Origin of the sequence: Cellvibrio sp. UBA7671 (genome assembly GCA_002483145.1) — a bacterium.
Lineage (GTDB): Bacteria > Pseudomonadota > Gammaproteobacteria > Pseudomonadales > Cellvibrionaceae > Cellvibrio > Cellvibrio fibrivorans.
This window is the reverse complement of the sequence record DLHJ01000014.1, coordinates 53153-70570: the sequence shown is the minus strand read 5'-3', so window position 1 is coordinate 70570 and position 17418 is coordinate 53153. Positions and strand designations below refer to the sequence as shown.

The 17418-nt window shown below is 48.9% G+C and carries 11 protein-coding genes and 2 tRNA genes; all 13 read right to left on the bottom strand.

Translation table 11 applies throughout. From position 1 onward, the window contains the following. Positions 1–80: 80 nt before the first annotated feature. The 13 genes from B4E62_RS12070 to B4E62_RS12010 all read right to left on the bottom strand — a co-directional run bounded on the left by B4E62_RS12070 (position 81) and on the right by B4E62_RS12010 (position 17327). The gene (locus B4E62_RS12070; RefSeq protein ID WP_331352229.1) at positions 81–5345 is read right to left on the bottom strand and encodes a discoidin domain-containing protein; all 5265 of its coding nucleotides are present in this window, start codon (positions 5343–5345) and stop codon (positions 81–83) included. Positions 5346–6459: 1114 nt separating this feature from the next. Further along, positions 6460–6546 (bottom strand) — tRNA-Leu (locus tag B4E62_RS12065). Between the two features lie 36 nt (positions 6547–6582). Beyond that, positions 6583–6656, bottom strand: a tRNA-Cys gene (locus B4E62_RS12060). Between the two features lie 116 nt (positions 6657–6772). Then, the gene (gene pgsA / locus B4E62_RS12055) at positions 6773–7327 is read right to left on the bottom strand and encodes a CDP-diacylglycerol--glycerol-3-phosphate 3-phosphatidyltransferase (RefSeq protein ID WP_310071159.1); all 555 of its coding nucleotides are present in this window, start codon (positions 7325–7327) and stop codon (positions 6773–6775) included. Between the two features lie 109 nt (positions 7328–7436). Further along, the gene (gene uvrC / locus B4E62_RS12050) at positions 7437–9275 is read right to left on the bottom strand and encodes an excinuclease ABC subunit UvrC (RefSeq protein ID WP_331352228.1); all 1839 of its coding nucleotides are present in this window, start codon (positions 9273–9275) and stop codon (positions 7437–7439) included. 39 nt (positions 9276–9314) lie between these two features. Continuing rightward, a complete protein-coding gene (locus tag B4E62_RS12045; RefSeq protein ID WP_310071165.1) occupies positions 9315–9968 on the bottom strand; it encodes a response regulator in 654 nt (217 codons plus the stop codon). Positions 9969–10204: 236 nt separating this feature from the next. Beyond that, positions 10205–11227 carry a UDP-N-acetylmuramate dehydrogenase gene (gene murB / locus B4E62_RS12040; RefSeq protein ID WP_310071170.1) on the bottom strand — a complete coding sequence of 341 codons (1023 nt, stop codon included), beginning with the start codon at positions 11225–11227 and terminating at the stop codon, positions 10205–10207. A 50-nt stretch (positions 11228–11277) separates the two neighbouring features. Further along, a complete protein-coding gene (locus B4E62_RS12035; protein WP_310071171.1) occupies positions 11278–11754 on the bottom strand; it encodes a low molecular weight protein-tyrosine-phosphatase in 477 nt (158 codons plus the stop codon). Between the two features lie 16 nt (positions 11755–11770). Continuing rightward, a complete protein-coding gene (gene kdsB, locus B4E62_RS12030) occupies positions 11771–12532 on the bottom strand; it encodes a 3-deoxy-manno-octulosonate cytidylyltransferase (protein WP_310071173.1) in 762 nt (253 codons plus the stop codon). A 23-nt stretch (positions 12533–12555) separates the two neighbouring features. Beyond that, the gene (lpxK, locus tag B4E62_RS12025; protein WP_331352227.1) at positions 12556–13647 is read right to left on the bottom strand and encodes a tetraacyldisaccharide 4'-kinase; all 1092 of its coding nucleotides are present in this window, start codon (positions 13645–13647) and stop codon (positions 12556–12558) included. Positions 13648–13716: 69 nt separating this feature from the next. Then, positions 13717–14142 carry a biopolymer transporter ExbD gene (locus B4E62_RS12020; protein WP_310071177.1) on the bottom strand — a complete coding sequence of 142 codons (426 nt, stop codon included), beginning with the start codon at positions 14140–14142 and terminating at the stop codon, positions 13717–13719. Positions 14143–14158: 16 nt separating this feature from the next. Further along, the gene (locus B4E62_RS12015; RefSeq protein WP_310071180.1) at positions 14159–14785 is read right to left on the bottom strand and encodes a MotA/TolQ/ExbB proton channel family protein; all 627 of its coding nucleotides are present in this window, start codon (positions 14783–14785) and stop codon (positions 14159–14161) included. A 148-nt stretch (positions 14786–14933) separates the two neighbouring features. Next, the gene (locus tag B4E62_RS12010; protein WP_331352226.1) at positions 14934–17327 is read right to left on the bottom strand and encodes a DNA internalization-related competence protein ComEC/Rec2; all 2394 of its coding nucleotides are present in this window, start codon (positions 17325–17327) and stop codon (positions 14934–14936) included. Positions 17328–17418 lie beyond the last annotated feature (91 nt).

Genomic DNA, 17418 nt, shown 5'->3' with positions numbered 1-17418 from the left:
ACACCAAAGCTGCATGAAAAAATCCGCGCTGTATTAACAGCGCGGAGAAGCGAGGATGAAACTTAATAATTGATTGCTAATTAATTGGCAGACGTCCACTCAATTGCTTTGCGGATCATTTCCACCATATTGGGATCGGAGAAATTGGCATCGACATGGCCAATGGCGGTGTAGAACATGCGGCCTGTACCGACAGTATTGGTGAAAATCACCGGATGATCGGCAACCGGATAATTCGAGGTGTAACTGGTGCGGTCCAGCGTGCCCAGGATTTCCACATTGCCTACACCGCGCGGATTGGTTTTCCAAAAATACCATTCATCACCGAGCATCCACTCAGCACCGATGTGTTTCACCAACGGATTTTCCAGTTTCTCGATCTTCACTTTTGCGCGCGGGATTCCATCGCCGTGATGAATAAATTCCGCACCGGCAAACAGGGTTCCGGTATACCAGGGCCAACCGTGCTCTGTATCCGCCGCCGAGTGAGTACCGACAAAACCGCCACCGGTTTCCATATAGGTTTTGAATGCAGCTTCCTGCGCAGCAGTGAAGATGTCGCCAGTGGTATTCATAAACACAATCGTGGAGTACTGAGCGAGATTTGCAGTGGTGAAAAGGCTCGCATCTTCCGAGGTCGTGACTATGTAGCCATTGTCCTGCGCGATACGCTGCACCATCGCAATACCGGCCGCGATAGAGTCGTGGCGGAAGCCCGAGGTTTTGGAGAAGACCAACACTTTCGGACAAGTCGTTCCGCAACTCACGCGGAATTTGCGCACCTTGGGCACACTGACTTCCACACCGCTGCTGTTCACCAAGCTGATGCGCAAACTGTGCTGGCCAGTCGGTAACAGCCCCAGATTTATTTCATTGAGATTGTTAACACGCACCCCTTGGTTGGTATCCAGGTAATAGACATAACCACCGCTCGCAAACCAATTGGCATCGGTAATGGCAACACGGAATTTCACTGCCTCAGTCTGCGCGATCACCGCATCATTTGCCGGCGACAGGAAGCTGATGAGCGCGAGGTTTGCATCAGCGGGAACACCGTGAACCTCAAACTCAAACAGGGAATAACCGTAGCCAGTCGCACGCTGTATTCCGCGCATACGGATATAGCGCCCTTTTTGGCCATCCAGTATCAGAGTATCGATACCGCCGTCACCGTTAGTGGTGGTGTTGACGATTTCCCAGGTGCTGCCATTTTCAGATACCTCGATTACATAGCTCTTGCCATAAGCGGCTTCCCAATTCAGCACCGCGCGGGTGAAGTGCACACTTTTCCCCATATCCAGCTGGATATATTGGGTGTCGGTTTCGGCACTTTCCCAACGGGTCGCGACATTGCCATCATGCGCACTTGCCACGGTATTACCGCCGAGGAAGCTGGAGGCGGTTGATCCCGTCGGCGCGAGTTTTGCCGGGCTTGGTGTAGTGGGTGTAACACCGGTCGATCTAACACTGAAACCGACTGAGTTACTTACCCCCACGACCTGGCTCTGTGCATTCAGCAAGGTGACCGAAACGCTGTGATCACCGACTGGCAAAGCCCCCAGATTGACGGGAGCTGCATTAGTCACCCTGACTGCCGCTGCATTATTGAGCGAGTAACGATAGCTGCCGCCCGCGCTAAACCAGGCCGCATCACTAATCGTCACTTGCAGGCTGGCGTTGTTACCTTGCACAAACTGTTGGCCCGCTGTTGGTGCGGCAATGCTAATGGTTGGCGTGGTCACGACATCCAGAGAAGTGCCGTAGACACGGAATTCCCACAGCGAGAAACCGTACTGGGTGCCACGTGTGATACCGGTCAAGCGGACATAACGCCCCTGGCCATTGACGGTCAAGGCATCTTGCCCACCATTACCGGTAGTCGTGCGGAACAATTCAGTCCAGCCGCCGGTTCCGGTATCCGATGCTTCAATCACGTAACCTTTGCCGTAAGCCGCCTCCCACTCCAGCACTACCTGGGTGATCTTCATCTTGCTGCCCAGGTCGATCTGGATAAATTGGTTATCGGCAAACACGCTTTCCCAACGCGTGCCCATGTTGCCATCGACCGCTGCCGCGCCGTTGTTGCCGCCAATTACTGCCGAGGTTGAAACCGTTTTGTTTTGCGAGATCAGCACTGGCGTTTGTACCGGCGGTTCCACAGGTGGCTCAACCGGCGGAGTACCCGTACCGCCCCAGATCTCAAACTCAAATAGCGAGTAACCGTAGCCAGTTCCGCGCACAGTGCCGTTCAAACGAATATAACGATAGGAACCGGACAAATTGGTATGGGTTTCAACACCGCCAGTGCCATTGGTTTTGGTCACTATCGGGGTCCATTGGTTGCGATCTAGCGATCCTTGAATGGTGTAAGACTTGCCGTAAGCCGCCTCCCACACCAGCTTAATTTCACTGATGTTTTGCGCCGATTGCAGATCGATTTCGATCCATTGCGGATCAGAGAATTGACTGCCCCAACGGGTTAACACATCACCATCAACAGCATTGGAGCCAACAAAACCACCTTCAAATGACGAGACAGTCACCGGCTTGCCTTTTGACAATAACGTCTTGCCTTGTTGTGGCGGAGTGCCCGACAAACTGGCGATCCACTGCTCCAATACCGCGATGTATTCCTTATGCTCCAACGAGCGACCAATGGGTGGCATACGGTCATTCGGGTTGATGCTCTTATCGCGGATGTACAGCACCGATTGCCGCGGCGCGCCAGCGGCAACGATTTTTGCATTGGTAATACCGTAGTCCGCGAGGTAATCGCGAATACCGGTAGTCGCGAGGTTCACGACTTTCATTTGGCTCAAGGGCGTATTAAAGCGCGCGTCCCATTGCGATCCACCATTACCCGTACCATGGCAATGCGCACAGTTGGCATCGAGATAGGATTTCACCCGGGTTTCCAACGAAGCGCTGGTGTCACCGAGTGCGACCATTTTGTCAAAACCGGAAACCTGACTATTGATAAACGCAGGCGCAAACAAATTGCGATTATTCCAATTCACCAATTGGTTTTCTGTCACTCCGTTGGGATAAGTGTAATTGCCATTCAACTGACGCGTACTCAAACCAAGAACCTGGCTAGATTGCGCGTTGTGGCAATCAATACATTCCGTCGGGCTTGGGTAAGTCCAGGTTTGCGTTGTTGTTGTGCCGTCCGCATTGGTGATGCTGACATTTTGCTGCGCGCCGGTGGTCAACAAATCCGCATCGCTATTATCAGCACGCCATCTGTAAGTAACACCGTAAACTTTGCCATCGGCCTTGACGACCAACAAACGGGTTTCGAGACGTCTTTTAGTTGCAGGATTATTTGCATTAGTGGGCAATTCAAAATTTTTCACCACTACTGTGCCTTGCGGATAAACCCAGTTTTCTTTCGCATCCCATTTCACTTTGGTATTAGCCGGCAACGATATCCAACGCGCCTTGGTGGCGTTATCGGAATAGAGCTGGCTGTTAGGTGCAAAGGGAACAAGGTTCGCAATCGGTGTCATATTCGGCGTGTTGCTGAATACGCCAGTTTGCGACAACAACTTGGGCACGCCGGTGAAACTGGCATCCAGCGTTTTAGGCATATTCAAATAGGCAAATTGCGTGAGCGGTTGCTCCGGCTGTGCACCTGCGAATACTTCAAACTCGTAGATTGAGTGGCCATAGGCACTCGCACGCGCCGTTCCGGTCAAGCGCACATAACGGTAAGCCGTGGTTGAATTGATCATATGCAATTCGGCATTACCGGTGCCGTTATTGTTAGTGACCAAGCGCTCCCAAGTTGTGCCGTTGACTGAAGCTTCAATAATATATTTGGAACTGAATGCGGCTTCCCATTTAATAATAATGGTCGCGATCGTTGTGGGTGTGCGCAGGTCAATGGTCAGGCTTTGTGGATCTGCAGCGGTACTTTCCCAGCGAGTTGCCGGGTTGCCATCAATCGCATAGGCCGCGAGATTTCCACCGGTTTCTGTCGTTGCATTTGCAACACCACCCACCGCGACATTGGTGCCGTTATCGCGGTCGCCGATATAATCAAAACGATACAAAACACCGTTGCCAAAGGGCTCCTTATCGCAGCAACCTGAACCCCATTGCAATACATAAAGTTGATGGGTGCGAGGATCAAGTTCTACATCAATCGCACCCTGAAAATTTGCCGTGTTCAACGGAAAATCTTCAGCAACGGGTGGATTGCCACCCGCTGCCAAATTAATCGTTGAAAATTTGCTGCTGTTGAAATCCCAAAAAATCAAACGGCCATCGTAATACTCAGGCAATTTAAATTCGTTGGTAATCGCTGGATTAAAACGATACACCGGCCCCGCCATGGTCGCCTGGTGGCGAATAGTCCAGAGCGCCGGTTTAGCCGCCGGTAAATTTTTTGCACCGGTATTGCGGGCGTGATTATTAACAATGTTATTCGGATTAAAGCCAGCATAAGGCTCGTTGAAACCAACAATGTAGGGCCAGCCATAATTTCCTGCCGTGCGCAGTTCATTCAGCTCATCCATTCCACCGGGGCCCTCAGCACTCGCAGCAGAAGAATCCGGGCCAATATCGCCGAGGTATGCATAACCGGTCAGCGGATCGATATTAATGCGGAAGGGATTGCGGAACCCCATTCCGTAAATTTCAGCGCGATGGGTTGCACTAGCGGGAAATAAATTGCCTGCCGGAATGGTGTATTTGCCATCGGCTGTCGGCGTAATGCGCAATACTTTACCGCGCAAATCGTTGGTGTTGCCTGACGTCGCTTGCGCACCTTCGGAGAAATAACCGCTCGCCGCGTTGTTATCGCCAGTGGTAATCAACAGGTTGCCGTTTTTATCAAACTTCAAACTGCCGCCCATATGGCCATGCGCTTCATTACCAGTAATCCACTCCAACAAAATGGATTCAGAGCCGGCAATCAGCGCGTTGTTGGCATTCACCGTAAAACGCGACACTCGGGTTTTACTCCCCGGCGAGGTGTATTGGAAATAAATAAATCCGTTTTGGGTAAATTTGGGATCAAGCGCAACGCTCAGTAATCCGTCTTCAAATACACAGCGCACATTCGGTACAGTAGATGTGACAGTAGCGATACCCGCATCCAATTTCCAACCGTAAAACTTGCCGCACTTGCTCACGACAAATGCGCGGCCATCGGCAGAAATTTCAAACTCCATGGGTAAATCCAATCCCTCCGCTACCACCGTCCGCTGAAAATCAGTGGACTTGGGAGCTTGCGCCGTTGCTGATGCAGCGACAAACAGCGCAGATATAACTACCGCAAGCGCGTAACACAGCTTGTGAATACTTCTGCACCACCTAATTATATTTATAAAGGTGTTCATTGAGTTGCCTCCAATAGAACCGGAATGACGCAGTGCGACGCCAAAGCATTACTTGCTATGTACGGTGTGCTGCGTGGAAGTTAAAAAATGGAGATGAAATTACGGAATAACCTCACAGTTGATTGCCCACTGAAAACCTTGCTACTTATTATTCTTACTTGTGATTAAACGGAGAGTTATAGGGTTCACTGAGCCAGCCTATGATAGGAACCACTGGAGCAAAACTCATCTCACTTTGGCGACTTGCAGAAACATGGGATTAAACAGCTGTTTTTTAGCCAAATAGGTCACACTAGGCAGATGTTTTTGATAGCGAAATTGGATTGATTACCGAGGATACGAATGGCCAAAATGGTTCGTACGGTTGGTGTTATTCAACCGTACGGGCTTGCTCCAAAAGAACGACCACAATAAAGAGATGCACCTCACACAAATAGTGCGACGAAAAATTAACGGGAAATCTCTACTCACTTTTGCAAGCATTTGCAATTTATTGAATGTGATTGCCGTATGTTCGCATCTGCACCGACACTGTTTTAGCCTAAGTCTATGGTCAAACACATTTGGGAGTGCAATCAGGGGAAACTGTGGAGTAATTTATGTCGGTTACTGAAGATAACTTATGGTTGGTAGCGGTATTTTCAGCTCTATTATTTTCGGTATCGTAGCGATGATTCTACGAAATCGAGCAGCCAAAATAGATTCCGTAGGCCGCTCTGAAAAAGACACTGTAAACAATAGTGTATCGATAGATCCAAAAGAAAATACGACCAAATTGGAGTAGGATATTTTAGCTCCGATTATGGCGCCAGACACTTTGCTTCCCACTTGGCTGAGGTATTCGAGTGGAAGTGCAAATCACCACAGAATATTCTTATAATTTTCAAGAAGTTGGTATCACCTAAAAAATCATTTCCTGCAACACTGATAAAGCAAGTATTTTAAAACTCATTGACGCTAGCTAAACCCAGCGCTCACTGCCAACAAAGGATTGAAATAAGTCTCTGAGCCAGAAGCTCACCGATTATTAATCAATAAGAAATTGCTTATGGAAAACAAAAAGCCCTGCAATTGCAGGGCTTTGAGGTGATCGCAATAACTTGCGATTTGTAGATGGTGCCCGAGGCCGGACTTGAACCGGCACGACCAAAAGATCGACAGATTTTAAATCTGTTGTGTCTACCGATTTCACCACTCGGGCGGAGTGCTTTTACGTCGGTACGTAAAAGGGGAAAAATGGAGGCGCGATCCGGAGTCGAACCGGACTAGCTGGATTTGCAATCCAGAGCATAACCGCTTTGCTATCGCGCCATTTCGAGAGGCCGCAATTCTAGCGGACTCATTTTGAAAATCCTAGTCTTTTATCCAGGTCGCAGGAAGGTTTTTTGACAGTTGACTAAATGCTGTGCAGGTCGATCAAAAAGGCGTTATTTTTCAGGCGACTCTGGTAACAAATAAGGCCAGGCGGCACGCAAATAAAGAATCATTGACCAGAGTGTCAGCACTGCAGCACCCGCCAAGGCAATAAAACCAATAGGAAGCAGTATCGGGATATTAGCTAGCAATACAATAATGGCTGTCATTTGTAGCGTTGTTTTGATTTTGCCAATACTCGATACAGCCACACTTGCCCGCTGCCCTACCGCGGCCATCCATTCACGCAATGCCGATATGACTATCTCACGCCCAACAATAACTGCGGCGGCAACCACAAACCAGACTGAATCATGGTGCAGCGTGACCAACAACAGGAGCGCAATCACCACCATCAACTTATCGGCGACGGGATCAAGAAAGGCGCCAAAAGGTGTGCTTTGATTGTATTTGCGCGCAACATAACCATCCGCCCAATCAGTAATGGCGGCGACGCTGAAAATCAATGAAGAGACTATGTAAGCCCAGCCAAAGGGTAAATAAAAGACCACTACAAAGAGCGGGATTAAAAAAATCCGCACCAAGGTAAGTTGGTTGGCAAGGGTCATAAGCGGTTCCCGGGAGACTGTATGTTCGGGCGCGATAATACACCAGCAACAAGCTATTAACACGCTTTGGTTATATTACTGAAACAATTGGAGTATGTGTCGAGGAGGATTAATCATTGTGGAAAAAGGCATAGATTTCTTCGGCAAGCCGCTGGCTAATGCCATTGACGCGCGCCAAATCATTGATACTGGCGTTTTGTACCTCTTGTAAACCACCAAAGTGACGCAACAACTCGCGGCGGCGGTTAGCGCCAATACCGGGGACATCTTCCAGGGTCGACGTCTTGCGCTTTTTATCGCGCCGCTGCTTGTGACCGGTAATGGCAAAGCGATGCGACTCATCGCGGATATGCTGGATCAAGTGCAATGCAGGTGAATCGCCGGGCAATACTATCTCTGCACCAGTTTCACCATCGAACAAAGTTTCAAAACCTGCTTTGCGCGTTGTACCTTTGGCGACACCAATTAACTGCACACCTTGTACACCCAACTCAGCAAGCACTTCTATCGCCTTGCCCAACTGCCCTTTGCCACCATCGATCAATAAAATATCAGGCAACTTGCCTTCACCGTTTTGCAAGCGGGTGTAGCGCCGCGTAAGCGCCTGCTCCATTGCCGCGTAATCATCACCGGGCGTAATTCCATCAATATTGAAGCGGCGATAATCAGACTTGAGTGGGCCATTGGTATCAAACACCACACAACTGGCAACGGTAAGTTCGCCGCTACTGTGGCTGATATCAAAACATTCCAAACGCTGCGGTGTTTCATCCAGATTAAGCGCTTCCTGCAATGCGATAAAACGATCGAGCGAATTCTTCTTATTATTGATATGGGCAATTAAATTTTGTTGTGCAGCCGTTGCCGCCATTTGTAACCATTGCGCGCGATGACTGCGCACCTGGTGATTGATTAATACCTGACGCCCAACCGATTGCTGCAAGGCGGCACTGAGCAACTCAGACTCTTCTAATTGATTACTTACAATAAGCTCGCGCGGAATTTCACGGCCGCTGCTGGCGAGATAAAATTGTGGGATAAACTCAGCGAGAATTTCTGCAGGTGTTTCTGCCAGTGTGGCCGATGGATAAAAACTGCGGCTCCCGAGAATTCGCCCCTGCCGAATAAACAATACGTGCACACAAATCGCAGCTGCGCGCATTTCTGCCGCGATTACATCAATATCCCCATTCCCTTCCTCAATCACTTGTTGCGATTGCACAGTGCGCAATGCAGTAATCTGATCGCGGTAAGCAGCAGCTTTTTCAAAGGCTAATTGCTGTGCGGCAACATCCATTTTATCCGCCAACTCGCCCAATAATTTGTCCGCATTGCCAGTTAGGAACAAGCTGGTGTGGTACACGTCAGTTTTGTAATCAGCAGGTGAAATAAATTCCACGCAGGGTGCAGTACAGCGTTTGATTTGATATTGCAAACAAGGACGTGTACGATTTTTAAATACGCTGTCTTCACACTGGCGCACGCGAAAGGTTTTTTGCAGAAAATGCAGGCTTTCTTTTACTGCACCCACATTGGGGAAGGGTCCAAAATAATCACCACGCTTTTTCTTCGCGCCGCGATGAAACGAAATCCGTGGATAATCTTCACCGCTGGAAATAAAAATATAGGGATAGGATTTATCGTCGCGCAATAAAATATTGTACGGCGGACGATTGGATTTAATCAGATTTTGCTCAAGAATCAGCGCTTCTGTTTCACTCGCTGTCACTGTCACTTCAATGCGTGCTATGCGTGACACCAGCGCTTGCGTTTTGGGGGTCAAACCGGTTTTGCGAAAATAACTCGCCAGTCGCGCCTTCAGGTTTTTTGCTTTACCCACATAGAGAATCTCCCCATCACCACCAAACATTTGGTAGATACCTGGCTGCTGGGTGGTATTGGCGAGAAAACGGGAATGATCAAACAGATCAGCGCTAGCGTGCGTCATCAGAAAAAGTATCTGTGTAGATGGAACAAAAGCAGTCGATTAAACGACTGCTTCCGGATCGAGAAGATTGTGCTTCACCGCCAACAGTGTCAATTCAACATCGCTATTGATATCCAATTTTTCAAAAATACGATAGCGATAGGAGTTAACTGTTTTTGGACTGACACAAAAGGTATTGGCGATATCATTTACCTTTTGGCCATTGGCAATCAACATTGCCGTCTGCAGCTCGCGCTGGGATAACTTCTCAAACGGCGATTCCTGATTGTTATTACCCGAAAATGTTCTGAGTGCAAGCTGTTGCGCAATGCTGTTGCTCATGTACAGATCACCGCGGATCACTTTATTGATCGCATCAGTAATCTCAGTGAACTCGGCGCCCTTGGTGACATAGCCAACGGCACCTGCTTGCATCAGGCGAGTTGGATACAAGTCATCATCGCATGCGGTCACTGCAATAATTTTGATAACCGGATTTACGGTCAATAATTTTTTAGTTGCTTCAAGGCCGCCCATCCCCGGCATTTTTACATCCATCAAGACAACATCAGGCTTTAAAATTCGCGCCTTTGTCACCGCCTCTTCGCCACTCTTGGCGTCCCCAACCACCTGATAGCCGTCTATGTCGGCTAGCATACGCACTATCCCCATGCGAACTAGATCGTGATCATCGACTACGAGAATCTTTGTCAAACTAGCCCCCAATCCGAAATCGGATACAAAACATTGTTGTTATAACCACCACAATACCGCTGGCACATTTTTAATGATTGTAGTGAGACTCTGCACAAACTACCACTATTTAATGTGCTGATTACGCCTGGTTAAATGCCATTGATCGATTATGTCGCTGTTTTTATTGCCTTTTCAGTAATAGTCATAAAATTCATAAGAATGGTGTCGAATTTAAGCTCTAATTTATAGGGTAACTAGGGATAAATTCGGGGCTCCATCTCCAGCATCACACCAAATTGCTCAAACACCGATTGCTTGATCAGATCGGCCAACGCTAACACCGCTTGACCCGAGGATTTACGTGGATTAGTGAGCACGAGCGCCTGCTGCTCATGGACAGCTGCGCCACCGACTTCCCTACCCTTCCAACCTGCCTGATCAATCAACCAGCCCGCCGCCAACTTGACCTGATTAGCGGCAGCGGGATAAGAAACAATCGTCGGATTTTCAGCTTTCAAAGCATCAAATTGTTGTTGATTGATAACCGGATTCTTAAAAAAACTCCCTACATTCGGGATAACTGCCGGATCGGGCAATTTTGTCTGGCGGATATCAATGACTGCTGCACTGACCTGCTGCGGTGTAATGTCCTCCTCAAGCGTGTTAGCCAGCGCCGCGCGTAGTGCGGGGTAAGTGAGATTCAGGTGCGGCTGTTTGCGCAGACGAAACGTCACCGAAGTAATCACGTACTGGTCTTTAAGTGACTGTTTAAAAATGCTGTCGCGATAACCAAACTGACAGCTTTCATTAGTAAAAGTCACCGATAAACCCGAGCGGATATTAAGCGCAGACAATTCAGCCACCAGCTCTTTAATCTCCACCCCATAAGCGCCAATGTTCTGGATGGGTGCAGCGCCAACACTGCCGGGGATGAGCGATAAATTTTCCAAACCATAAAGCGCATTATCGAGCGAAAACACCACCAGCTGATGCCAGTTTTCACCGGCGGCCACTTTCAACCAAACAAACTCCTCATTTTCATCAACCACTTCCCTGCCCTGGGATTTTATCTGCACCACCAAACCGGGAAAATCAGCACGCAACACAATATTGCTACCGCCACCCAATAACAGCAGCGGTAAATTTTCCGTACGCGCAAACGCCAGCGCCTCGCGCAATTCATCATCCGTTTTTACGCTGACAAAATACTGCGCCAGCGAAGGAACAGCGAGCGTATTGAATTTCTGCAAATTGAAATGAGGCAAAAAAAGTGGCACAGCAGAATTACCTGATTGGTTGAAAGTCTTACACTATTTTTTATGGCAGCTTAGCGCAATGCATTATTGCAGATATGGTTTAGCAAACCTTGGGCAGCATCCTCTACCAAATCCAACACCAACTCAAAATCGTCTCTATCGCCGTGATAGGGATCGGGCACTTCGAGATAATTGCCGCGCGAACCAAACTCCAGAAACAAACCCAAGTGTCCGGTATAGGTCGATGGTTTCATGCGCTGCAAATTCATTAAATTGGATTTATCCATCGCCAATACATAATCAAATTCTGCAAAATCCCGCGCACTTACTTGACGGGCACGCAATACCGATAAGTCGTAACCCCGCTGGCGCGCGGCGGCAATTGTGCGCGAATCAGGTGCTTTGCCGATGTGCCAATCGCCGGTTCCAGCCGAATCTACCAGAATTTTTTGATCCAATTTTTCGCGCGCCACCAGCTCGCGAAAAATGCCGTCCGCGGTGGGCGAGCGGCAAATATTGCCCAGACAAACAAATAATACTTTCGTCATTTTGCATTCACTAGATTCAATTTTCCAAAATCGCCTTTACACGCAACAGGTCTGCCTCGGTATCTACACCACCGGGTACCGCAGCGCAGGCTTCAGCGATGTGGATAGCTTCGCCATTGGCCAATACGCGCAATTGTTCAAGCGATTCAATCTGCTCAAGTTGCGCTTGTGGCCAAGTAATAAAACGATTGAGCAGGGCCACGCGATAAGCATAAATACCAATATGGCGCTGCGCCGGAAAATTATCGGGCAAGCTATTGCTAGCTGCTTTGGCAAAATGATCGCGCGGCCATGGGATGGGTGCGCGACTAAAATACAAGGCCTTTCCTGTTTGATCGGCGACTACCTTGACGATATTTGGATTGCGAAAATCATCCAGGCTATGAATAGGCTCGCTCAGTGTCGCAACACTTGCGTAATTATTCGCGGCGAGATTGGCGGCAACTTGATTAATCACTGCCGGGGGGATCAAGGGTTCATCTCCTTGCACATTCACGACAATATCATCCGACGTTAAACCAAGCTGCGCTGCCACTTCCTGCAAGCGATCAGTGCCTGAGTTATGCGCAGCGGATGTCATACACACACGCGCACCAAAAGATTTGGCAACTGCCTCAATCCGTGCATCGTCAGTGGCGATGATAACCTGTGCCGCCGCGCTTTCACACGCGCGCTCGTAGACGTGTTGGATCATCGGCTTGCCGGCAATGTCCTTCAAGGGTTTGGCAGGCAGGCGTGTTGAAGCATAACGCGCGGGAATAACGACGTAGAAACTCATACTGGGGTTCCATCAAATAAAGTCTATTTCGATTTAAAAATGGTTTTTTTCTGCTCGCAAATCCGCTCCAGTTTTTGCAGCAGTGCTTGCCAAAAACTCTCGGGCAAATTGGCCGCAATCGGTAAGTAAAACCAATGGGGCTGTGCAAATTCGCGGCATTTAACCGCATCTTTTTCCGTCATCACCACCGGGACATTATTAGCAAACTGTAAATCGTTTGCACTGTAGGTGTGGTGGTCAGGAAACGCGTGCAACTCTGCAGTTATACCTAATTGGGTTAATGTATCCTGAAATCGCTGTGGATTACCAATACCCGCAACTGCATGAACACTTGTTGAATTAAATTCGGCCGCAGAAATTTTTTCACCCGATTGAAGATTGACCAACTCTTGCGCGCAGATCTGCATAGGCACATAAAACAAATCTGCCAAACCCGGCAGCGCAAAATTATCAGAAGGAGAGTTCACCACCACCCAATCCACCGTTTTTAAACGCGCTTTAGATTCGCGTAAAGGGCCAACGGGCAAACGCCAACCATTACCCAAACCGCGCTGGCCATCGACCACGGCGATTTCAATATCGCGCGCTAACCGGTAATGCTGCAAGCCATCATCGCTCAATAAGATATCGCAGTTTTCGTCTTCCAATACGCGGGCAGCCGCAACGCGATCTGCGCCCACGCACACAGCACAACCCGTTTGCCTGTAGATGGTGACAGGCTCATCACCAGCCTCAGCAGCAGTGCTTGCTGCATTGAGCAGATAGGGGTAGTGACTCGCCTTGCCGCCATAACCACGGCTGATCACACCGGGATTAAACCCTTGCTGTTGCAAACCTTTCACCAGTGCAATCAACAAAGGCGTTTTGCCGGTGCCGCCAACAGAAATATTGCCCACGACTATTACGGGCGTAACCAAACGCTTTTGCGTGTAGCGGAGAATCCAAAAGCGACGGAACGCCGCAAGCAGCACAAAGACAACTGTCAGAGGCAATAGCAAAAACGTCCAGACACGCTTGCCATACCAGGCTGCCAGCCAGGGGTTGTGTGGGTTATAACCTGAAGAAACAGGTGTTTGTTGACCGGGGGAGTTCAGATAATCATCCTGTAAAAACAAAAGGACTTTTGCATCGGGGATACAAAAGTCCTTTGGGTTGCGAAGCTGGGCAGAATTGTAACCGAGTCGCTAGTCTTTTTCAGGCTCGGGTTGGCGGGTGGTGATACTCAAATGGGCGAAACCCAGCTGACCCGCTGCATCCATAGCCTGCACGACCGCTTGGTGCGGAGTTTTGGCGTCGGCGGTAATCACCAATGGAACTTTGGTATTACCCTCGGCAGTTTTGGTTATTGCCGACTTCAATGTTTCAATTTTACTGTTAACAAGCGCTTGGCCATTTACCGAATAACTACCCTCAGTGCTGATAAGAATTTCAATCTGATCCGGTAACTCACTACTCTGCTCACCGACAGCTTCCGGCAGATCAACACTCAAGTGCGTCTCTTTAGTGAAGGTGGTGGAAACCATAAAGAAGATCAGCAACAAAAACACCACATCAATCAAAGGCGTTAGATTGATACCTTCATCTTCAGTTCTCTGGCGACGAAATTTCACGTTGCGACCCCGCGCCTTAAACCAATTTCACATCGACTCGACGGTCGCTGTGCAGTGCATCAACCAATTTGATCGCTTCCTCTTCCATGGTGACAACAATGGAATCTATGCGGCGCTGGAAAAACCGGTGCGCAATCATTGCTGGAATCGCGACGATTAATCCCGCCGCTGTGGTGTAAAGCGCAACCGAAATACCGCCAGCCAACACTCCGGTATTACCTGTGCCCTGAACCATAATCGAATTAAACACTTGGATCATACCGAACACAGTACCCAACAACCCGAGGAGCGGCGCTATATTCGCGATGGTGCCAAGAATGTTTACATAGCGCTCGAGCTCATGGATTACCTGGCTCGCCGCTTCCTGCACCGAATCTTTCATCACTTCGCGGCCATGTTTGGAATTGCTCAAACCAGCGGCGAGAATTTGGCCCAAAGGGGAAGATTGCTTGAGCTCACGCAGTTTGGAGGCATCGAGCTGGTTGTTTTTAATCCAACTCCACACTTGTGCCAACAAGGTCTTAGGGGCAATTTTGGCGGGATTGAGCGTCCAATAACGCTCGGCGCTGATTGCAATCACAATCAATGAACAGGCCAGGATTGGCCACATCAAAATACCGCCAGCTAAAAAAATCTCAAACACAGATGCTTCCTCTTATTGTACAAATCAGTTGAGCGCATGGCTCCATGTCGCGGCGTACATTACCACAAGAACCAGGGATTGCCATGGGGCAGACTGCTTTGTCTGCAAATGTGTGAAGAAGTTGCATCTGTACCCGGTATTGGCTGTATCAGTCAAACCAATACCGCCGATTAGACTGGCGGTACTCACGAACTAGTTGCAAGCTGCCCTGATCCCACTCAAATAAAATCGCACCAGAGTACGCGGTATTGAGCTCACGGCTACCCACGGCCTGATAACGCTGCCGGACTTGCCGGTGCGGATGACCGTGCTGACTGCGATAGCCTGCAGAATAGATAACCACCTCCGGTTGCATTTTATTAACAAAACCTGCCCCCGAGGACGTGCGGCTGCCATGATGTGCAGCCAATAATACATTCAATTTTTCCGGCAGATTTTGATTGCGCAATAATTGATTCTCAACAGACGTTTCAATATCGCCGGGCAATAAAATATGTTGCCCCGCATAACTGATCAACAATACACAGGAGTGATTATTAGCACTGGTCCCCGTTGCTTGTGCAAATTGTAAAAACTGGAAGCGCACTTTTTGCCACTGCCATTCAGACGCTTGATGGCAAGATTGTGATTCAATTGTGTTCGCCACTTCTGGCGGAATTTTTTCCGGCTCGCCCGCGAAAAGATGCTCCACCGCTATTTTTTCCAGCAATCCCGTTAAGCCGCCGGCATGGTCCATATCCCCATGGCTCACCACTAATCGATTAATATGGTTAATTCCCTGTGCATATAAATAAGGGGCGACTATGCCGCTGCCCGCATTAAAGTCGTCGGTATATTTTGGGCCAGTATCGTATACCAGTGTTTTCTCACCAACCTGTACAACAAAGGCACTACCCTGCCCCACATCCAATATTTTCAGTTTTAAATCAGGCTGATTCGGCGGATCAATAACAATACCCAACCCCACACCCAACAATAAACCACACCAACCCAGTACGCGGGGAAATAAACCTTTGGGAAGCAGCAACACACAACAACTCAATGCGATTAATAAAGCCAGTGTCGGACTAAAAGCTACAACAGGGCTTGACCAAGCACCGCCAACCGCAAGTAATCCCTCTAAAAATATTTTTAATATTTCCATCAACCAGCCTGCACCACTCAATAAAAAATCGCTGGTATCACCCAAGAGATTGCGAGTAGCTGCGCTAACTAATAGCAGTGGAACCACTAAAAAAGTAATCAGGGGAATGGCAATACCGTTGGCGACAGGCGCTACCAAAGAGACACAACTGACTAACACACTGAGCGGCACTAATAAACCAATGAACATGGCCCACTGCGAGCGAATAAAACCCACTATCAAATTAGCAACACTGTAACCCGACCAAGGCTCGGCGGTTTGTTTGGGCACCAAGCGCCCGGAAAAATAAATTAATAATAGCGCCACCGCACCAAAGGATAACCAAAATCCCATATCCAACGCGGCGAGAGGATCAAGCACTACCACCAACGCAAGTGCGAGACAGAAAATATCCGCGATGTTAATACTGCGCCGCCCTAAACAGGCGAGATAAAAAACCACCAACATAATCAAGGTGCGCACAGTGGGAATATTGAAACCGGCGAGCGCCGAATAAAAACTCGCACACAGAATCGCCGAACACCAGGCGATCATTAACGCAGGGCAACGATGCCACACCAGCTGCACACACTTCCCCAACGAGAGGCCGACATAAAAGCCAAAGATCGCAAGAAAACCAACGTGAAGGCCGGATATCGCTATCAGGTGGCTAGTGCCTGTCTGCTGCATACGCGCCCATTGGCTTTTATCAACCAAGGCGGAATCGCCAATCAATAGCGCAATTAAAATTCCGCGTTCGCTGCTCTTACTGCGCGCAACTATCCACTGCTGCAGTTGGTAACGCTGCTGGTTGATCCAATCATCCAGATTAAAATAATCATCACCTGAATTGAGGTGATGATTATTGCGATGATCAATCACATAACCGGTTGCACCTATACCCTGGCGCAACAGCCAGGCGTGATAATCAAACCCCTCCGGATTGACAAAACCACGCGGTCGCTTGAGCCGCACACGCAGCTGCCACTCATCACCAATTGCAAGAGCAGGAAGGTCGGATAAGGACCCTTTGCGTTGATACAAGTACCAGCTCAGTTGAAGCTTGGCGGGAAAGTGCTCGACAGGAATAGCCTGACCTGCAGCAGTGACAGCGGAATTGACGCGAAGGTTAAAACGTAAGCGACGATCATCGCGCTCTGGTAGCCCCTGAATATGTCCGGTGACAATAAGATCTTTACCCGCCAGATCATCATCCAACTGCATAGCAAGCAAACTATGGCCAACAGCGATCCCCCATGCCAGACCAAGTGATATGGCCAAGCAATGACGCATAGTCCGCCACCGCCAACACGCTACAAAGAGAGGAAATAAAAACACCAGGCTCCATAAAGGAGGTAGTTGAGGGGCAAAACTAACCGCGATAACACCGAGGGAAAACAGCAATAATGCGAAGGGCATGGCGATATTCCTTATTGCCAGTAGTTACATCAGGTACAACCTGCTGACCGAAATTCCTTTGTCATCAGATTGTCGCGCAGCTTATGGCATC

Bases quoted from the DNA above. Each gene is read 5' to 3' on its own strand.
- B4E62_RS12010 (WP_331352226.1), bottom strand. From the start codon at position 17,327: ATGCCCTTCGCATTATTGCTGTTTTCCCTCGGTGTTATCGCGGTTAGT.
- pgsA (WP_310071159.1), bottom strand. From the start codon at position 7,327: ATGACCCTTGCCAACCAACTTACCTTGGTGCGGATTTTTTTAATCCCG.
- uvrC (WP_331352228.1), bottom strand. From the start codon at position 9,275: ATGACGCACGCTAGCGCTGATCTGTTTGATCATTCCCGTTTTCTCGCC.
- B4E62_RS12035 (WP_310071171.1), bottom strand. From the start codon at position 11,754: ATGACGAAAGTATTATTTGTTTGTCTGGGCAATATTTGCCGCTCGCCC.
- kdsB (WP_310071173.1), bottom strand. From the start codon at position 12,532: ATGAGTTTCTACGTCGTTATTCCCGCGCGTTATGCTTCAACACGCCTG.
- B4E62_RS12070 (WP_331352229.1), bottom strand. From the start codon at position 5,345: ATGAACACCTTTATAAATATAATTAGGTGGTGCAGAAGTATTCACAAG.